The organism is Mammaliicoccus vitulinus (assembly GCF_029024305.1).
Taxonomy (GTDB): Bacteria; Bacillota; Bacilli; order Staphylococcales; family Staphylococcaceae; genus Mammaliicoccus; species Mammaliicoccus vitulinus.
Window position 1 is genome coordinate 737532 of sequence record NZ_CP118974.1, and the last position, 16097, is coordinate 753628.

General features: G+C 34.0%; 16 protein-coding genes, 2 tRNA genes and 1 rRNA gene. All 19 read left to right on the plus strand.

Features of this window, described 5'->3' with window-relative positions; translation table 11 throughout:
- Positions 1 to 3 precede the first annotated feature (3 nt).
- The 19 genes from PYW35_RS03630 (at position 4) to PYW35_RS03720 (ending at position 16079) form a co-directional block, all read left to right on the plus strand.
- Positions 4 to 1356 (plus strand): UDP-N-acetylmuramoyl-tripeptide--D-alanyl-D-alanine ligase, encoded by a 1353-nt coding sequence (locus PYW35_RS03630; RefSeq protein ID WP_103322385.1) that lies wholly within the window; start codon positions 4 to 6, stop codon positions 1354 to 1356.
- The gene (locus PYW35_RS03635) at positions 1353 to 2033 is read left to right on the plus strand and encodes an alpha/beta hydrolase (protein WP_016910950.1); all 681 of its coding nucleotides are present in this window, start codon (positions 1353 to 1355) and stop codon (positions 2031 to 2033) included. The genes PYW35_RS03630 and PYW35_RS03635 overlap by 4 nt, the downstream gene beginning before the upstream one ends.
- A 172-nt stretch (positions 2034 to 2205) precedes the next feature.
- Positions 2206 to 3750 carry a degradosome RNA helicase CshA gene (gene cshA / locus PYW35_RS03640; RefSeq protein WP_103322386.1) on the plus strand — a complete coding sequence of 515 codons (1545 nt, stop codon included), beginning with the start codon at positions 2206 to 2208 and terminating at the stop codon, positions 3748 to 3750.
- A gap of 85 nt (positions 3751 to 3835) precedes the next feature.
- Entirely contained in the window at positions 3836 to 4315 is a 480-nt protein-coding gene (locus tag PYW35_RS03645; protein ID WP_016910948.1) for a PH domain-containing protein, read from the plus strand.
- On the plus strand, positions 4305 to 5816 hold the full coding sequence (locus PYW35_RS03650; protein WP_103322387.1) for a PH domain-containing protein: 1512 nt from the start codon (positions 4305 to 4307) through the stop codon (positions 5814 to 5816). The genes PYW35_RS03645 and PYW35_RS03650 overlap by 11 nt, the downstream gene beginning before the upstream one ends.
- Positions 5806 to 6288: a PH domain-containing protein gene (locus PYW35_RS03655; protein WP_016910946.1), complete on the plus strand. Its 483-nt coding sequence runs from the start codon at positions 5806 to 5808 to the stop codon at positions 6286 to 6288. The genes PYW35_RS03650 and PYW35_RS03655 overlap by 11 nt, the downstream gene beginning before the upstream one ends.
- A gap of 11 nt (positions 6289 to 6299) precedes the next feature.
- Positions 6300 to 6668 (plus strand): holo-ACP synthase, encoded by a 369-nt coding sequence (gene acpS / locus PYW35_RS03660; RefSeq protein ID WP_016910945.1) that lies wholly within the window; start codon positions 6300 to 6302, stop codon positions 6666 to 6668.
- A gap of 47 nt (positions 6669 to 6715) precedes the next feature.
- Positions 6716 to 7864: an alanine racemase gene (gene alr / locus PYW35_RS03665; RefSeq protein WP_103322388.1), complete on the plus strand. Its 1149-nt coding sequence runs from the start codon at positions 6716 to 6718 to the stop codon at positions 7862 to 7864.
- Positions 7865 to 7948: 84 nt separating this feature from the next.
- Entirely contained in the window at positions 7949 to 8116 is a 168-nt protein-coding gene (gene mazE, locus PYW35_RS03670; RefSeq protein ID WP_016910943.1) for a type II toxin-antitoxin system antitoxin MazE, read from the plus strand.
- Positions 8117 to 8488 (plus strand): type II toxin-antitoxin system PemK/MazF family toxin, encoded by a 372-nt coding sequence (locus PYW35_RS03675; RefSeq protein WP_016910942.1) that lies wholly within the window; start codon positions 8117 to 8119, stop codon positions 8486 to 8488.
- A 102-nt stretch (positions 8489 to 8590) separates the two neighbouring features.
- Positions 8591 to 9595 (plus strand): SpoIIE family protein phosphatase, encoded by a 1005-nt coding sequence (locus PYW35_RS03680; RefSeq protein WP_016910941.1) that lies wholly within the window; start codon positions 8591 to 8593, stop codon positions 9593 to 9595.
- Positions 9596 to 9668: 73 nt separating this feature from the next.
- Positions 9669 to 9992: an anti-sigma factor antagonist gene (locus tag PYW35_RS03685; RefSeq protein ID WP_016910940.1), complete on the plus strand. Its 324-nt coding sequence runs from the start codon at positions 9669 to 9671 to the stop codon at positions 9990 to 9992.
- 4 nt (positions 9993 to 9996) lie between these two features.
- Positions 9997 to 10473: an anti-sigma B factor RsbW gene (rsbW, locus tag PYW35_RS03690; protein ID WP_016910939.1), complete on the plus strand. Its 477-nt coding sequence runs from the start codon at positions 9997 to 9999 to the stop codon at positions 10471 to 10473.
- The gene (sigB, locus tag PYW35_RS03695) at positions 10448 to 11218 is read left to right on the plus strand and encodes an RNA polymerase sigma factor SigB (protein WP_103322389.1); all 771 of its coding nucleotides are present in this window, start codon (positions 10448 to 10450) and stop codon (positions 11216 to 11218) included. Before rsbW ends, sigB begins: the two co-directional genes overlap by 26 nt.
- A gap of 131 nt (positions 11219 to 11349) precedes the next feature.
- A complete protein-coding gene (locus PYW35_RS03700; RefSeq protein ID WP_103322390.1) occupies positions 11350 to 13503 on the plus strand; it encodes a Tex family protein in 2154 nt (717 codons plus the stop codon).
- Positions 13493 to 13939, plus strand: coding sequence for a SprT family protein (locus PYW35_RS03705; protein ID WP_103322391.1), 447 nt, complete (start codon positions 13493 to 13495; stop codon positions 13937 to 13939). The genes PYW35_RS03700 and PYW35_RS03705 overlap by 11 nt, the downstream gene beginning before the upstream one ends.
- A gap of 266 nt (positions 13940 to 14205) precedes the next feature.
- Positions 14206 to 14291: transfer RNA gene (locus PYW35_RS03710), tRNA-Leu, on the plus strand.
- Between the two features lie 25 nt (positions 14292 to 14316).
- Positions 14317 to 14390, plus strand: a tRNA-Gly gene (locus PYW35_RS03715).
- A gap of 133 nt (positions 14391 to 14523) precedes the next feature.
- Positions 14524 to 16079: ribosomal RNA gene (locus tag PYW35_RS03720) — 16S ribosomal RNA — on the plus strand.
- Positions 16080 to 16097 lie beyond the last annotated feature (18 nt).

Below are 16097 nucleotides of genomic sequence, written 5' to 3' on the forward strand. Positions count from 1 at the left end.
ATCATAATGAATATTAAATTACGTAAAATAAAAGAATGGATTAATTGTGACATTCAGGAAGAATATCTAGATCATGTAGTACAAGGAACTTGTATTGACTCTAGAAAAATTGAACAATCAAATTTGTTCATTCCTTTTAAAGGCGAGAATGTTGATGGCCACCGATTTGTAAATCAAACGTTAGAAAATGGTGCAGGTGCTTCGTTTTGGCAAAAAGATATACCTAATCCACCTAAAGGGCCGATTATATTTGTAGATAATACACTTGAAGCATTGCAAGAATTAGCCAAGTCTTATTTAAAATACGTTAATCCTAAAGTGGTGGCCATTACTGGTTCAAATGGTAAAACGACGACTAAAGATATGGTTGAATGTGTACTTCGCGAATCTTTCAAAGTGAAAAAAACGCAAGGTAATTACAATAATGAAATCGGTTGTCCACTTACGATATTGGATTTAGATGAAGATACTGAGGTATCCATCTTAGAAATGGGTATGAGCGGTTTTGGAGAAATTAGAGAATTAACACTTTTAGCTGAACCTGATATCGCAATTATTACTAATATTGGCGAGTCGCACATGCAAGATCTCGGTTCAAGAGAAGGTATTGCGAAAGCTAAATTTGAAATAACAGAAGGACTTAATGATGATGGTTTATTTATTTATGATGGGGATGAGCCGCTGCTCAAATCCCTAGAATCTTCAATAAATAACGCTAAAGTTTCTGTTGGCATAAACGATGATAATGATGTGATGATCAAAACGAATCAATCGTCTAGTAACGGCATTAATTTTCAGTTGAATAATAGCAATATTATTTACCATTTGAATATTTTAGGTGAGCATAATGTTAAAAATGCTACATATGCGATACAAGTTGCAAAACAATTCGGCGTGACAGAAGACGTTATTCAAAGTACGTTAGATAATTTAGTATTAACTGATATGAGAATGCAACGTATTGAAACAAATCAATATGGGTTACTCATTAATGATGCATATAATGCTAGTCCAACAAGTATGAAAGCAGCAATTGATACGCTTCACATCATGGAGCAAGATGACAAGACATTGGTATTAGCAGATGTTTTAGAATTAGGTGACATGAGTAAAGACATGCATCGACAAGTTGGATATTACTTAGAAGATAAGCATATTCAAACATTGATTACATTTGGTGATGAAGCGGCTCATATATCAAAGATTGCTAGCGCATATATTAAAAACGTATATCATTTTGAATCTAAAGAAGAAATAGCAGACTATTTAAAAACGAATTTGAATGATGATTCTGTAACTTTATTTAAAGGATCAAGGGGAATGTCACTCGAAACGATTATTAATTCATTAATATGAAAATAGGCATTTTATTTTTGCATGGGTACACTGGTGGAAGATATGAATTACTTCCTTTGATCGAATATTTAAGTAGTCGCTATGATTTTGTTCTTGAAGCGCCAGAATATCCTGGACATGGTATCAATTTATTAATAAAAGATACAAATGAACATATGTGGTATGAAAGAGCGCAACAGTCATATGAAATACTTAGAGAAAAATCGGATGTCGTTATTGTTATTGGTTTTTCAATGGGAGGGGTTATTGCTGGTCTACTAGCTAAAATTGAGCAGCCAGATAAATTAATTTTAATCGCTCCAGCCTATGAAAATATTAATATTCAACATTTTGTTAAATCGCCATATCGTTTTATCAATAATATGCGACACGCCGATTTAAAAATATTAGAATTTATGTTGTTAAGAACAGTTAAAATAAATTACAAATCTTTTTTAGCATTTAAAAACTTACAACAAAGTGCATTATATGTACCTGAACAAATTGATGCTAAAACATTAATAATACACGGTACGATTGATGGCCTTGTTCCAATTGATAAATCTCGAGAACTTGTAAAAAGAATGAAGAATGCTCGTTTAGTCGAAATTGATAGAGGACCACATGAAATTTGCCTGTCAAAAGTAAATAATAAGGTTTTTTATGAAGTTGAAAAATTTATATTTAAAAATAAATAATGATGTAAAACTGTACTAAATCCCTTTTTAGTGCAGTTTTTTCATGTTTCAATCTATGAAAACAAAATGTAAACGACAGTTTAATCCGATTGCGCTATTGGTAAAAGGGTGGTAGTATATAGAAGTTGAATAAAAACAAGAGAAGAATTAACTATATAAAAGGAGAATTATTTTGCAAAAATTTAAAGAATTAGGTATTTCCGAAGCTACCTTAAACGCTTTGGACGGAATGGGCTTTACTGAACCGACACCAATACAAATCGAAAGTATTCCTCACACAGTAAAAGGAACGGACGTGCTAGGACAAGCACAAACTGGAACAGGAAAAACTGGTGCATTTGGTATCCCATTAATAGATAAAGTAGCAAATAAACAAGGTGTTCAAGCATTAATCCTTGCACCAACACGTGAATTAGCTAACCAAGTAGCAGAGCAATTACGTAGTTTTAGTAAAGGACAAAGTGTAACTGTTGTAACTGTATTTGGTGGTATGCCAATAGACAGACAAATTAAATCACTTAAAAAAGGTCCACAAATTGTGGTAGGTACACCTGGTCGTGTTATTGACCATTTAAATAGAAAGACGTTAAAAACGGAATCTATTACAACGTTAATATTAGATGAAGCAGATGAAATGATGAACATGGGCTTTATAGATGATATGAGATTTATAATGTCTAAACTTCCTTCTGAAAATCGTCAAACATTACTATTCTCAGCGACTATGCCTAAAGCTATCCAAGATTTAGTGCAAAAATTCATGAAGAAACCACAAATCGTTAAAACAATGTCTAACGAATTATCAAATCCTCAAATCGATGAGTATTATACAATCGTTAAAGAATTAGAAAAATTTGAGACATTCACTAATTTACTAGACGTACAAAACCCAGAATTAGCGATTGTGTTTGGTCGTACGAAACGTCGTGTTGATGAATTATCAAGTGCTTTAATTACTAAAGGTTATCGCGCTGAAGGATTACACGGAGATATTACACAAGCTAAACGTTTAGAAGTATTGAAGAAATTCAAAAATGATCAAATCGACATTTTAGTTGCTACTGATGTAGCTGCACGTGGTTTGGATATTTCAGACGTAAGTCACGTTTATAACTTTGATATACCACAAGATACTGAAAGCTATACTCACCGTATTGGCCGTACAGGTAGAGCTGGTAAAAAAGGTGCTGCGGTAACATTTGTTAACCCAGTTGAAATGGATTATATCCGTCAAATCGAAAAAGCTTTCAAACGTGAAATGACGTCATTACGTCCACCAACACCTGGTGAAGTAATGAAAGCTAAAGAATCAGATGTTAAAGCTAAAGTTAAAGGTTGGGTAGAAAGCCCAATCGAAGGTCGCGTTGAAAAAATAGCTGAAGAGTTAATCAGCGAATATGGTGACCAAAAATTAGTTGCTGCTTTATTACAAGAGTTAATCACTTCAAGTAACGATGCAGATGTTCAATTAACATTTGAAAAACCATTATCTAAAAAATCTGGTCAAAGAGGTAAGCAAGGTAATCGCGGTGGAGGAAACTCTCGTGGTAAATCTAGAACTAGATTCGAAGGTAAAAACAGCAACCGTCGTAGTAACGACCGTAATAACGACAAAAATAGTAATTTTGACCGCAATAAAGGTAAAAATACTAATTCAAGTAAACCACGTTCAAAAAAACAATTCTCAGGTAGAACATTCGCTGAGCATTCAAAATAAAATCATGAAAGTGTGTGTAATCTCTAAGGTTACACACACTTTTTTTGTGATATAATACACTTAAATTGTTTAATAAGGAGATTATATGTATAAACAAGTACTCGATAATAAAATGTCAAAGCAGTCTATAAAATACGAGTATATTCATCATATTTTAAATGTCATAGTTATCCTAATATTGTTTAGTGTATTTGTATTTTTATGGTACAAATTTGAATGGTGGACGTATCTTATTTATTTAATTTTACCAATAGCCATCGTTATTATTTTGGCAGGATTTATTAATCCTATTATTAGATTAAGAAGAACCTCATTTGAAATAGGCGAACAATATATAGAAGTTCAGAAAGGTTTATATTATCAAAAAAGGTTAGTACAACCATATAATAGAGTCCAGTTTGTAAAAGTGAAGCATGGACCCATTTCGAGAATGTTAAATATATACTTTGTTGTTGTTGTAACGGCTGGTAGTTCTCAAATATTACCCATGGTTGACCGAAATATTGCTGAACAAACGAGATTAAATATCATGTCAAAAGTTAAAGAGGTGACAGATGATGTTTAATCCTCAAAAATTACATCCAATTTCATACGTAAGTGGTTTTTTAAGAAGTTTAAAAGAAAATGTATTTCCATTAATTTTTGCAGTATTTATCGTTATGACACGTGGTCTCGACAATATAGGTGACCTTATCTTTCCAGTCGCTATTTTATCTATTTCTTTAATTAGTAGTGTGTTTAAAGCAATCAAAATTTATAAAACGCGTTATTGGATTGAAAATGATCAATTGATTATGACTTGGGGTGTCTTTTCTAAAAATAGAAAAGAGCTAAACATTGAAAGAATTCAATCTGTGGATACTTCACAAAATATTGCGCACCAATTATTAGGTGGTGTTAATTTAAGTGTAAAAACACCTAGTGACGGGATAGAATTAGATACAATTACAAAAAAACAAAGTGATGAATTATCTAAATATATTAAAGAAAGAAAGCATAAACTCAAAAACAAAGAAGCAGTTGAAGTTGAACCTTCAGAAAATGAAAGTGAGCAAAATGAAAGTAATCTAGCTGAGTATAAACCGAAAGAAGATGTCGTTTTCTTTCAGCTATCGGTTAAAGACTTATTAAAAATGAGTTTTACAAGCGGTGGTATTTTCATTGTCTTTGCTGCCTTAGGTTCATTACTAGGATTTCTAAGTCAAGTTATAGATGTTGAAGATTATATTAGCCCATTACTTAATCAAATCGTAAATTTAACATTTGTTATTATTTCATTTGTCATTTTATTTATTTTTATCAGCTACATTATAGGGTCGCTTATCGTGTTCATTAGAAACTATAAATATCAATTAACGTTTGATGGTGAATTACTTACTGTTAAATATGGTTTATTAACTGTGCAAAAAAGAACTGTTCCGATCAGAAGAATTCAAGCTTTAAAAGAAGAAGAATCACTATTTAGACGTGCAATTGGTTATACGAAAATTTCTGCAATTATTACGACAGATGGGCATTTTGATAGTAATGAAGAAACAGATATAGGGAATGTTACAATACTTCCATTTACGAAAAAGAAAGAAGCTTATAAATTACTAGAAGAAATCATTCCACAATTTCAATTTAATTCTGTTGATAAAGGACTACCAATTCAAGGAATACGCAGAAGAATATTTATACCAACGTTAATATTATTGATAGCAGTCGTGCCTATCCATATATATTTATGGTCATATACATGGATAATTGGACTCGTGATATTTTTAATTATGCTACTTTTTGCAACTGTTATTACTTTGAAGTCAGGTTTCAAAGTTTATGATGATTCGATTGTGTTATTGAATGCATCACCATTTGAATATTCAACCATTTGGGCGAAAAGAGATAAGATTTTAACGTTCGAATTACATGAAAATCCTATTATCATAAGAAAAGATATAGCTCATTTCAATATTCATTTAGCTTATGGAAATAGCATGATTTCAAGAGGGATGAGATTTATTCATAAAAAAGATGCGTTAAATATTTACAATTGGTATAAAGGAGGTAGAGACGATGCTTCCTAGATATAGAATGGATAAAAAAGGAATGACCGTAGAAAGAATCGGTTCTTTAATTACAATTTCAATTTTTACATTGATATTTATTATATTGTTAGTAGTGTTTGAAATTTGGTTGAAGGATGTTTCTAAATGGTTTTTAAGTATTCCATTAGCACTCATTGTATTTACATGTATATATGGCATGATTATTCAACCTTATTACATGTATCGAAACTTTCGTTATGAAATTCATGATGATGAAATTAATATTAAATCTGGAATTTTTATGATTAGAGAAACAACGATACCAATGGGAAGAATTCAAAATGTCGACTTATATGAAGGTTTCATTATGAGAAAGTATCATTTAGCTAATATCACGTTATCTACAGCTGGTGGTAATGAAACGATACAGTATTTAAATAAAGATAAAGCGAATGATTTAAAACACGCAATACAAAATAGAATTGAAAATGACTTTAATCAACATAAATGAAGGTGTAAAATATGATTCATGGTATTGGAATTGATTTAGTTGAAATAGATCGTATCCGAGATTGGTATGTCAAAAGACCAACAATGGTTAACAAAATTTTAACAGATGATGAACTGAAAATTTTTAATAACATAAATTTAGAAGATAGAAAAGTTGAATTTGTAGCAGGACGTTTTGCAGTTAAGGAAGCCTTTAGTAAAGCGATGGGTTCGGGCATTGGAAAAAAATATGGATTTCATTCTATTAATTGTTTACCTGATGAAAATGGCAAACCTGAAATAGCGTGTGACGGTTTTCATGTGCATGCTTCTATTACACATACAAAACATTATGCAGAAGCTATTGTTATGATAGAAACAGAAGATATTAAGCAAGAATAATATCTATATGATAAAATACAAATATTATAAGAGGAGGTGCCTTGCTGTTGTCCGAAAAATATTATAGGCCAACTTATATCAATGTTGATTTAAAGGCAATATTAGAGAATTATCAAGCTGTAGGTAGGCTACATCCAAACAAGAAAATTATGGCCGTTGTTAAAGCGAATGGTTATGGGCTAGGTAGCGTGCAGATTGCATCTTATTTAATGAATGAAGGCGTTGACTTCTTTGCGGTTGCTACTCTAGATGAAGCAATTGAGTTAAGAATGCACGGCATAAAAGCTAAAATATTAGTGTTAGGCGTTATTAACACGAAAGATATTAATAAAGCAGTTCAACATAGAGTTGCACTGACCATCCCATCTGAAAAATGGTTAGACGAAGCAATCGAATCACTTGATGACGATACTGACAAACCGTTATGGATGCATGTAAAAATAGATACTGGTATGGGTAGAATTGGTTTGAGAGACATTAAAAGTTATCAAACTGTTGTTAATAAAATAGAACAACAAGATCGTTTAATATTTGAAGGTGTGTATACGCACTTTGCTTCAGCAGATGAGCCAAATGATTTTTCTGAAAATCAATATGACTTATTTGAAGAGTTTGTACAATCTTCAGAAACGCCTGAGTATATTCACTCACAAAATTCAGCTGGTGCACTTAGATACAATGCCTCAATTTGTACTGCGATAAGATTTGGAATATCTTTATATGGGTATTACCCTTCAAAATATATTCAAGAAATTTCGAATTTAAAATTGAAACCAGCAGCCCAATTAGTAACTGAAATTGTTCAAACTAAGTATTTAGAACCAGGAGACACGGTAAGTTATGGTACTACTTATACAGCTGATGAGCGTATTAAAGTAGCTACACTCCCTATAGGGTACGCAGATGGATACTTAAGAAAAATGCAAAATACTTTAGTTAATGTAAATGGTATTAACTGTCTTGTTATTGGAAGAGTTTGCATGGATCAAACAATGATTAAAGTACCTGATGATATTGAAACAGGTGATAAAGTGATTTTAATGGATAATCACGTTGATTCTGAACAATCAGCTGAAAAGATTGCAAATGCTTTAGATACAATTAATTATGAAGTACTTTGTAACTTAAAAAAGAGGTTACCCCGTATTTATCACGATGGTGAAAATAAGGAAGTTACAAACGAATTGTTAAAATAGCATAGTCAAACAGAGTTACATTTGTTATGATATTAATAACTTAATGAACATAATTTACACTTAATTTATCTGGAGGTATTTGTTATGACATCTTTAACACAAAATCGTACTCAAAGTATAGAACAAACACTGAAAGAAGGATATCGTTCTATGGCTGATTTAAATCTCTCCCTTGCATCTGAAGCATACTATAGTGAATGTGAAGCTTGTGATTCTAATGAATCGCACTTAGCATCGCAACAAGGTGAATAGATGAGAAGAGGAGATGTATATCTCGCAGATCTTTCACCAGTCACTGGTTCTGAACAAGGGGGGACAAGACCAGTCGTAATTATCCAAAATGATACGGGTAACAGATATAGTCCGACTGTTATTGTAGCAGCAATTACTGGTAAGATAAATAAAGCTAAAATACCTACACACGTAGAAATTGAAGCAGCGAAATATAAACTAGATAGAGATTCAGTTATTTTGCTAGAACAAATTAGAACCATTGATAAGAAACGTTTAAAAGAAAAATTAACATATTTATCTGATGCAAAGATGAAAGAGGTTGATACAGCTATAGCAATCAGCCTCAACCTAACTTTGCAACAAAAATTTGATGCATTAGGTAATACATAAACAATTTAAAAATGTTTTAAAAGAATCAATATACCTTTAAAACATTCTCCGCTTTAGGATTAGCCTAAAGCTTTTTTAGTCTATTTGAAACGAGGTGACTTTGTGTCAGATCAAAAGAAGCAACAGTATCAACAATTATTAGTAGATTATGTGAATACTGGTAATGATGAATTTTTATCAGCTTGTCAAACGTATTCGACTGAAGCAATTGAAGATAATGTTTCGCCAGAAGAGATTGTGCAATTACATCAAGAAATCGTAGATAATGAACAAAGTCTTGATAAATCACAGATTATCAGTTCATTTGATGTTCTCTTAGAAGTAATGATAGGCTATGGATTTACATACCGTGACTATAAAAAGTTATTAAACAAAATTAAAATGCATGATAAAGAGATGGAAGTTGCCTCTAGTCTGCAACAAACTATGCTTAAACCACAAATACCTCAATTTGATAGTATTCAAATAGGGGCCATTTCTGTGCCGGCACAGAAAGTAAGTGGAGATTATTTTAATTTAATTGATCATAATGATGGTACGATGAGTTTTGCTGTAGCCGATGTAATCGGTAAAGGTATACCAGCAGCATTGGCTATGAGTATGATTAAATTTGGAATGGACTCTTATGGACATTCTCAACTTCCAAGTGATGGTTTAAAGCGTCTAAACCGAGTTGTTGAAAAGAACGTTAATCAAAATATGTTTGTGACAATGTTTTATGGCCTTTATGAAGAAATCAATAATATGCTTTACTATAGTTCTGCAGGTCATGAACCAGGTTATATTTTCAGAAGTCAAACTGGCGAGTTTAAAGAGATGTCAGAACGAGGGATTGTACTGGGTGTCCATAAACATACAAGATATAAACAAAGCGAAGTTAAAATAGAATTACAAGATATGATTATTGTGTTTACAGACGGTGTAACCGAGTTGAGAAATCAACAAGATGAATTTATTAAAACTAAAGATTTACTTAACATGATTAATGAGCATAAACAACTGCATCCACAAGATATCGTACAAATACTATATGAAGAACTTGTTAAATTACAAAATCCTAACAAAAGAGATGATTTAACAATACTTATTGTAAAACGTGTTAAATAATTAAGATTAAGAAATATATAATCGGGTAAACATAAATGATGAAAGTCTAATATATTTAGGGGTGTAACAAGGAATGAATCTTAACATTGAAACTACTGAGCATGAAAAACACTATGAAATTAAAGTTGGCGGAGAACTAGATGTTTATACAGCGCCTGAACTACAAGAAGTATTACAACCAATTAGACAAAAAGGAACACATGATATACATGTTAACTTGGAGAATGTAAGTTATATGGATTCTACTGGCTTAGGTTTATTTGTTGGCACATTAAAATCGCTCAATGAACATGACAAATCACTATATGTACTTGGTGTGTCTGAAAGAATTGAGAGATTATTTGATATTACGGGCCTTAAAGAATTAATGCATGTCAACAAAGGAACGGAGGTATAAGAAGATGACATCTAACTATGATTATATAGAGATGAGATTTCCTGCTGCTCCAGAATACGTAGGACTAGTCAGATTGACTTTGTCGGGTGTATTCAATAGAGCTGGCGCTTCATACGAAGATATAGAAGATTCGAAAATCGCTGTATCAGAAGCAGTAACAAATGCTGTTAAACATGCATATACTGAAAATGTTGAAGGCGAAATTCTTATTGGCTATCTTGTGTTCGAAGATAAAATAGAAATCATTGTATCTGATTCAGGAAAAAGCTTTAACTATGAAGAAGCTAAAAAAGTACTTGGACCTTATCAAGAAAGTGATAATATTAATTTCTTAAGACAAGGTGGTTTAGGACTATTTCTTATTGAATCATTAATGGACGAAGTAAGCGTTCAAAAAGATGCTGGTGTTACTATGAGTATGACAAAGTATTTATCTAAAGAGCAGGTGCAAACACATGACGGAAGAGTCCAAAGCTTATAAAGAAGTTTCTCCAAAAGATATTAATGCATGGATTGCAGATTACCAAGAAAATGATAATAAACAAGCTCAAGAAAAGCTTGTTATACATTATCAAAAACTAGTAGAGTCTCTAGCATATAAATATTCTAAAGGGCAAGCTCACCATGAGGATTTAGTACAAGTAGGTATGGTCGGCTTGTTAGGAGCTATTAAAAGGTTTGATGTATCTTTCGAGCGAAAGTTTGAAGCTTTTTTAGTACCAACAGTAATCGGTGAAATAAAAAGGTATTTAAGAGATAAAACGTGGAGTGTACACGTACCGAGACGTATTAAAGAAATAGGTCCTAAAATCAAAAAAGCTAACGAAGAACTGACAAATGAGCTAGGAAGATCACCTAAAATTATTGAAATAGCGAATAGGCTAGAAGTTACAGAAGAAGATGTGTTAGAGGCTATGGAAATGGGTCAAAGCTATAATGCTTTAAGTGTGGACCATTCGATTGAAGCTGATAAAGATGGTTCGACTGTGACTTTACTAGATATAATGGGTGAATCTGAAGATGGTTATGACTTAACAGAAAAAAGAATGATATTAGAAAAAATTCTTCCTATCTTAACAGATAGAGAAAGAAAAATTATTAAATATACGTTTATAACTGGATTGAGTCAAAAAGAGACTGGAGAAAAAATCGGTCTCAGCCAAATGCATGTTTCAAGATTACAAAGAACGGCAATCAAAAAATTAAAAGAAGCAGCAATGAAATAATAAAAACAATCTAATCGATTTTATTCGATCAGGTTGTTTTTATTTTATATGTGAAAGATTCAGCTACAACCACATAAAGCGTACATTATTTTTATGTTAAAATAGAATATAACCATTTTTAGGAGGAAATTATGAATCAAGAATTAATAGACATTATAAAAAATAATCATCCTTTTACAGAAAAACAAATTAAAACTGTACTAGAATTGCTAGAAGATAAAAATACAGTGCCTTTTATAGCAAGATATAGAAAAGAGTTAACTGGCGGATTAGATGAGGTAGAAATCAAACTCATTGAAAATGAATATACATACGCGGTTAACTTACATAAAAGAAAAGAAGAAGTTATTCGTTTAATAGATGAACAAGGGTTACTAACTGAAGATTTAAAAAGCGATATACTCAAACAAACAAAATTACAAAGAATTGAAGATTTGTATCGTCCATTTAAGAAAAAGAAAAAAACGAGAGCAACTGAAGCGAAACGCAAAGGACTTGAGCCGTTAGCGAAATGGATCATTGAAGGAAATTCTGAAGAGTCATTAACAAATGAAGCATCTCACTATTTAACTGAAGAAATAGAAACGATTGAAGATGCTATAAAAGGTGCACAAGATATTATTGCTGAAATTGTTTCAGATGAACCGAAATATCGTAAATATATTTTAAATAATATTGAAAGACAAGGTAAATTGGTTACAGAAAAGAAAAAGAAAGCAGAAGATGAAAAAAACGTATTTGAAATGTACTATGATTATGAAGAACCACTTAAAAAAATAGTGCCTCATAGAGTGTTAGCTATTAACCGTGGTGAAGCAGAAGGTATTTTGAAAGTGAGTTTCGAAATTGATAATGATACAATGAAAAAATATTTAGTAACTCAATACATTAAAGAGAATCATAAACATGTTGGAATTATCACTGAAGCAATTGAAGATAGCTTAAAAAGATTAATCCTACCTTCAATTGAACGAGAAATTAGAAGTGAGCTTACACAAAAAGCTGAAGAGCATGCTATAGAGATTTTCTCAGAGAATTTAAAAAACCTTCTATTACAAGCCCCGTTGAAGGGCAAGAAAATATTAGGTCTCGATCCAGCATATAGAACAGGCTGTAAATTGGCGGTTATTAATGAATATGGTTCATTCGTTGATAAAAATGTTATTTATCCTCATCCTCCAGTTTCAAAAACTGATCAAGCCGAGAAGATATTTATAGACCTGATTAATAAACATAGTATTGAATTGGTAGCTATTGGTAACGGAACAGCAAGTAGAGAATCAGAACAGTTTGTAGCAGAAATGATTAAAAAACATCAACTAGCTTGTCAATTTGTAATTGTAAATGAAGCGGGTGCTTCTGTATATTCTGCTTCAGACATCGCGCGAGCTGAATTCCCAGATTTTAAAGTAGAAGAAAGAAGTGCAGTTTCAATAGGTAGACGTGTGCAAGATCCATTAAGCGAACTTGTGAAAATAGATCCTAAATCTATAGGCGTAGGTCAATATCAATATGATGTGAATCAAAAAGCATTAAGTGAGACATTGAAATTCGTTGTAGAAACGGCTGTAAACCAAGTAGGCGTAGATGTTAATACGGCATCTCCTTCGTTGTTAAGCTATGTATCAGGATTGAGTAATACTGTGGCAAATAATATTATAAAATTCAGAGAAGAAAAAGGCGCCATTTCACATCATTCAGAAATTGCTAAAGTACCAAGGTTAGGTAACAAAACTTTTGAACAAAGTATAGGTTTCTTAAGAATATTAGATGGAACAGAACCTCTTGATAAAACTGCTATACATCCAGAAAGCTATAACGCTGCTTATCAATTGATAAAACATGTAGGGTTAAGTAAAGAAGATATCGGTACAGATGTGCTTAAAGATAAATTGAATAAACTAGATTTACAAGAGACAAGTACAACCCTCAATATAGGGGTTCCAACATTAGAGGATATTATTGTTTCTTTAATAGCACCTTTAAGAGATCCTAGAGATGAATTTGAAACACCAATTTTAAAATCTGATGTACTCTCTATGGAAGACTTGAAACCAAATATGGCTTTAAGTGGAACTGTGAGAAATGTTGTAGACTTTGGTGCTTTCGTAGATATTGGTGTTAAGCAAGATGGGTTAGTCCATATTTCAAAATTATCTAAAGGGTATGTTAAACATCCGATGAATATCGTGAGCGTCGGAGATATAGTAGATGTGTGGGTATTAGATGTTAATCATGAAAGGCAAAAAGTTTCATTAACAATGATAGATCCTAATGGAAAATAATGAACTTCAAGAACTTGTAACAAACATCTCTTTAGAATCATTTAAGAAACCATTTAAACATAAGGCAACTTTTAACAAAAGACTGAAGACAACTGGTGGACGTTATATACTTAGTAGTCATAATATCGAAATCAATCCTCAGCAACTTGAATATTATGGTATCGAAGCTCTAAAAGACATTATTAAACATGAACTGTGCCATTACCATTTACATATAGAAGGTAAAGGTTACCAGCATAGAGATAAAGATTTTAGGGCGTTGAGTAAAGAAGTTGGTGCACCGAGATTTTGCAAACCTGTTAAAAGTTATAATGAAAGAGCGAACTATTTATACAAATGTTCAAGTTGCAATCTAGAATTCAAACGTATTAGAAAGGTGAATACGGTTAAATATAGATGCGGACGTTGTGGTGGAAAGTTAAAAAATATAACATAAATTATATTAAGGAAAGTACTACACTGATAATTTGGGGTGTAGTACTTTTTTTGTAAAAAAATGAGTGAAAGTTATTGACGAAATGTAAGATTCGTCGTATGATAGTAAACGTTGCTTAAACAAAACGCAACAGACTTTAAGAGTTAGTAAGCAATGTAAAATTACATTTAAAAGTTGAGCGATTGTGTTGACTTTGTAAATGCGATGTAATATAATTAATGACAGTCACTTGAACAACATATTGATTAAAGTACTGCAAACCATGCGCGGTCGTGGCGGAATGGCAGACGCGCTAGGTTGAGGGCCTAGTGGGAGAAATCCCGTGGAGGTTCAACTCCTCTCGGCCGCACCATTCATCAAATTAATAATAGAGCTAAGCGGGTGTAGTTTAGTGGTAAAACCTCAGCCTTCCAAGCTGATGTTGTCGGTTCGATTCCGATCACCCGCTCCATAAAATTTTTAACATGAACATTGAAAACTGAATGACAATATGTCAACGTTTAATTCCGATAAATGAGTACTGAAAGTACTTCAAAGAGTGATTGGCTCAACCAATCAAAGATGAGCTAATCAAGCTTACTTCTATTATGGAGAGTTTGATCCTGGCTCAGGATGAACGCTGGCGGCGTGCCTAATACATGCAAGTCGAGCGAACAGATGAGAAGCTTGCTTCTCTGATGTTAGCGGCGGACGGGTGAGTAACACGTGGGTAACCTACCTATAAGACTGGGATAACTCCGGGAAACCGGGGCTAATACCTGATAATATTTTGAACCGCATGGTTCAATAGTGAAAGACGGCTTCGGCTGTCACTTATAGATGGACCCGCGCCGTATTAGCTAGTTGGTAAGGTAATGGCTTACCAAGGCGACGATACGTAGCCGACCTGAGAGGGTGATCGGCCACACTGGAACTGAGACACGGTCCAGACTCCTACGGGAGGCAGCAGTAGGGAATCTTCCGCAATGGGCGAAAGCCTGACGGAGCAACGCCGCGTGAGTGATGAAGGTCTTAGGATCGTAAAACTCTGTTGTTAGGGAAGAACAAATTTGTTAGTAACTGAACAAGTCTTGACGGTACCTAACCAGAAAGCCACGGCTAACTACGTGCCAGCAGCCGCGGTAATACGTAGGTGGCAAGCGTTATCCGGAATTATTGGGCGTAAAGCGCGCGTAGGCGGTTTCTTAAGTCTGATGTGAAAGTCCACGGCTCAACCGTGGAAGGTCATTGGAAACTGGGGAACTTGAGTGCAGAAGAGGAGAGTGGAATTCCATGTGTAGCGGTGAAATGCGCAGAGATATGGAGGAACACCAGTGGCGAAGGCGGCTCTCTGGTCTGTAACTGACGCTGATGTGCGAAAGCGTGGGGATCAAACAGGATTAGATACCCTGGTAGTCCACGCCGTAAACGATGAGTGCTAAGTGTTAGGGGGTTTCCGCCCCTTAGTGCTGCAGCTAACGCATTAAGCACTCCGCCTGGGGAGTACGACCGCAAGGTTGAAACTCAAAGGAATTGACGGGGACCCGCACAAGCGGTGGAGCATGTGGTTTAATTCGAAGCAACGCGAAGAACCTTACCAAATCTTGACATCCTTTGATCGCTCTAGAGATAGAGTTTTCCCCTTCGGGGGACAAAGTGACAGGTGGTGCATGGTTGTCGTCAGCTCGTGTCGTGAGATGTTGGGTTAAGTCCCGCAACGAGCGCAACCCTTAAGCTTAGTTGCCATCATTAAGTTGGGCACTCTAGGTTGACTGCCGGTGACAAACCGGAGGAAGGTGGGGATGACGTCAAATCATCATGCCCCTTATGATTTGGGCTACACACGTGCTACAATGGATAATACAAAGGGCAGCGAAACCGCGAGGTCAAGCAAATCCCATAAAATTATTCTCAGTTCGGATTGTAGTCTGCAACTCGACTACATGAAGCTGGAATCGCTAGTAATCGTAGATCAGCATGCTACGGTGAATACGTTCCCGGGTCTTGTACACACCGCCCGTCACACCACGAGAGTTTGTAACACCCGAAGCCGGTGGAGTAACCTTTTATTAGGAGCTAGCCGTCGAAGGTGGGACAGATGATTGGGGTGAAGTCGTAACAAGGTAGCCGTATCGGAAGGTGCGGCTGGATCACCTCCTTTCTAAGGATATTACGGAAT

What these genes read in the sequence shown, in the direction of transcription:
- PYW35_RS03675 (WP_016910942.1), top strand. Translation starts at nt 8,117, where the DNA reads ATGAGAAGAGGAGATGTATATCTCGCAGATCTTTCACCAGTCACTGGT.
- PYW35_RS03650 (WP_103322387.1), top strand. Translation starts at nt 4,305, where the DNA reads ATGATGTTTAATCCTCAAAAATTACATCCAATTTCATACGTAAGTGGT.
- mazE (WP_016910943.1), top strand. Translation starts at nt 7,949, where the DNA reads ATGACATCTTTAACACAAAATCGTACTCAAAGTATAGAACAAACACTG.
- PYW35_RS03685 (WP_016910940.1), top strand. Translation starts at nt 9,669, where the DNA reads ATGAATCTTAACATTGAAACTACTGAGCATGAAAAACACTATGAAATT.
- PYW35_RS03635 (WP_016910950.1), top strand. Translation starts at nt 1,353, where the DNA reads ATGAAAATAGGCATTTTATTTTTGCATGGGTACACTGGTGGAAGATAT.
- PYW35_RS03655 (WP_016910946.1), top strand. Translation starts at nt 5,806, where the DNA reads ATGCTTCCTAGATATAGAATGGATAAAAAAGGAATGACCGTAGAAAGA.
- PYW35_RS03645 (WP_016910948.1), top strand. Translation starts at nt 3,836, where the DNA reads ATGTATAAACAAGTACTCGATAATAAAATGTCAAAGCAGTCTATAAAA.
- sigB (WP_103322389.1), top strand. Translation starts at nt 10,448, where the DNA reads ATGACGGAAGAGTCCAAAGCTTATAAAGAAGTTTCTCCAAAAGATATT.
- PYW35_RS03700 (WP_103322390.1), top strand. Translation starts at nt 11,350, where the DNA reads ATGAATCAAGAATTAATAGACATTATAAAAAATAATCATCCTTTTACA.
- rsbW (WP_016910939.1), top strand. Translation starts at nt 9,997, where the DNA reads ATGACATCTAACTATGATTATATAGAGATGAGATTTCCTGCTGCTCCA.
- PYW35_RS03705 (WP_103322391.1), top strand. Translation starts at nt 13,493, where the DNA reads ATGGAAAATAATGAACTTCAAGAACTTGTAACAAACATCTCTTTAGAA.
- acpS (WP_016910945.1), top strand. Translation starts at nt 6,300, where the DNA reads ATGATTCATGGTATTGGAATTGATTTAGTTGAAATAGATCGTATCCGA.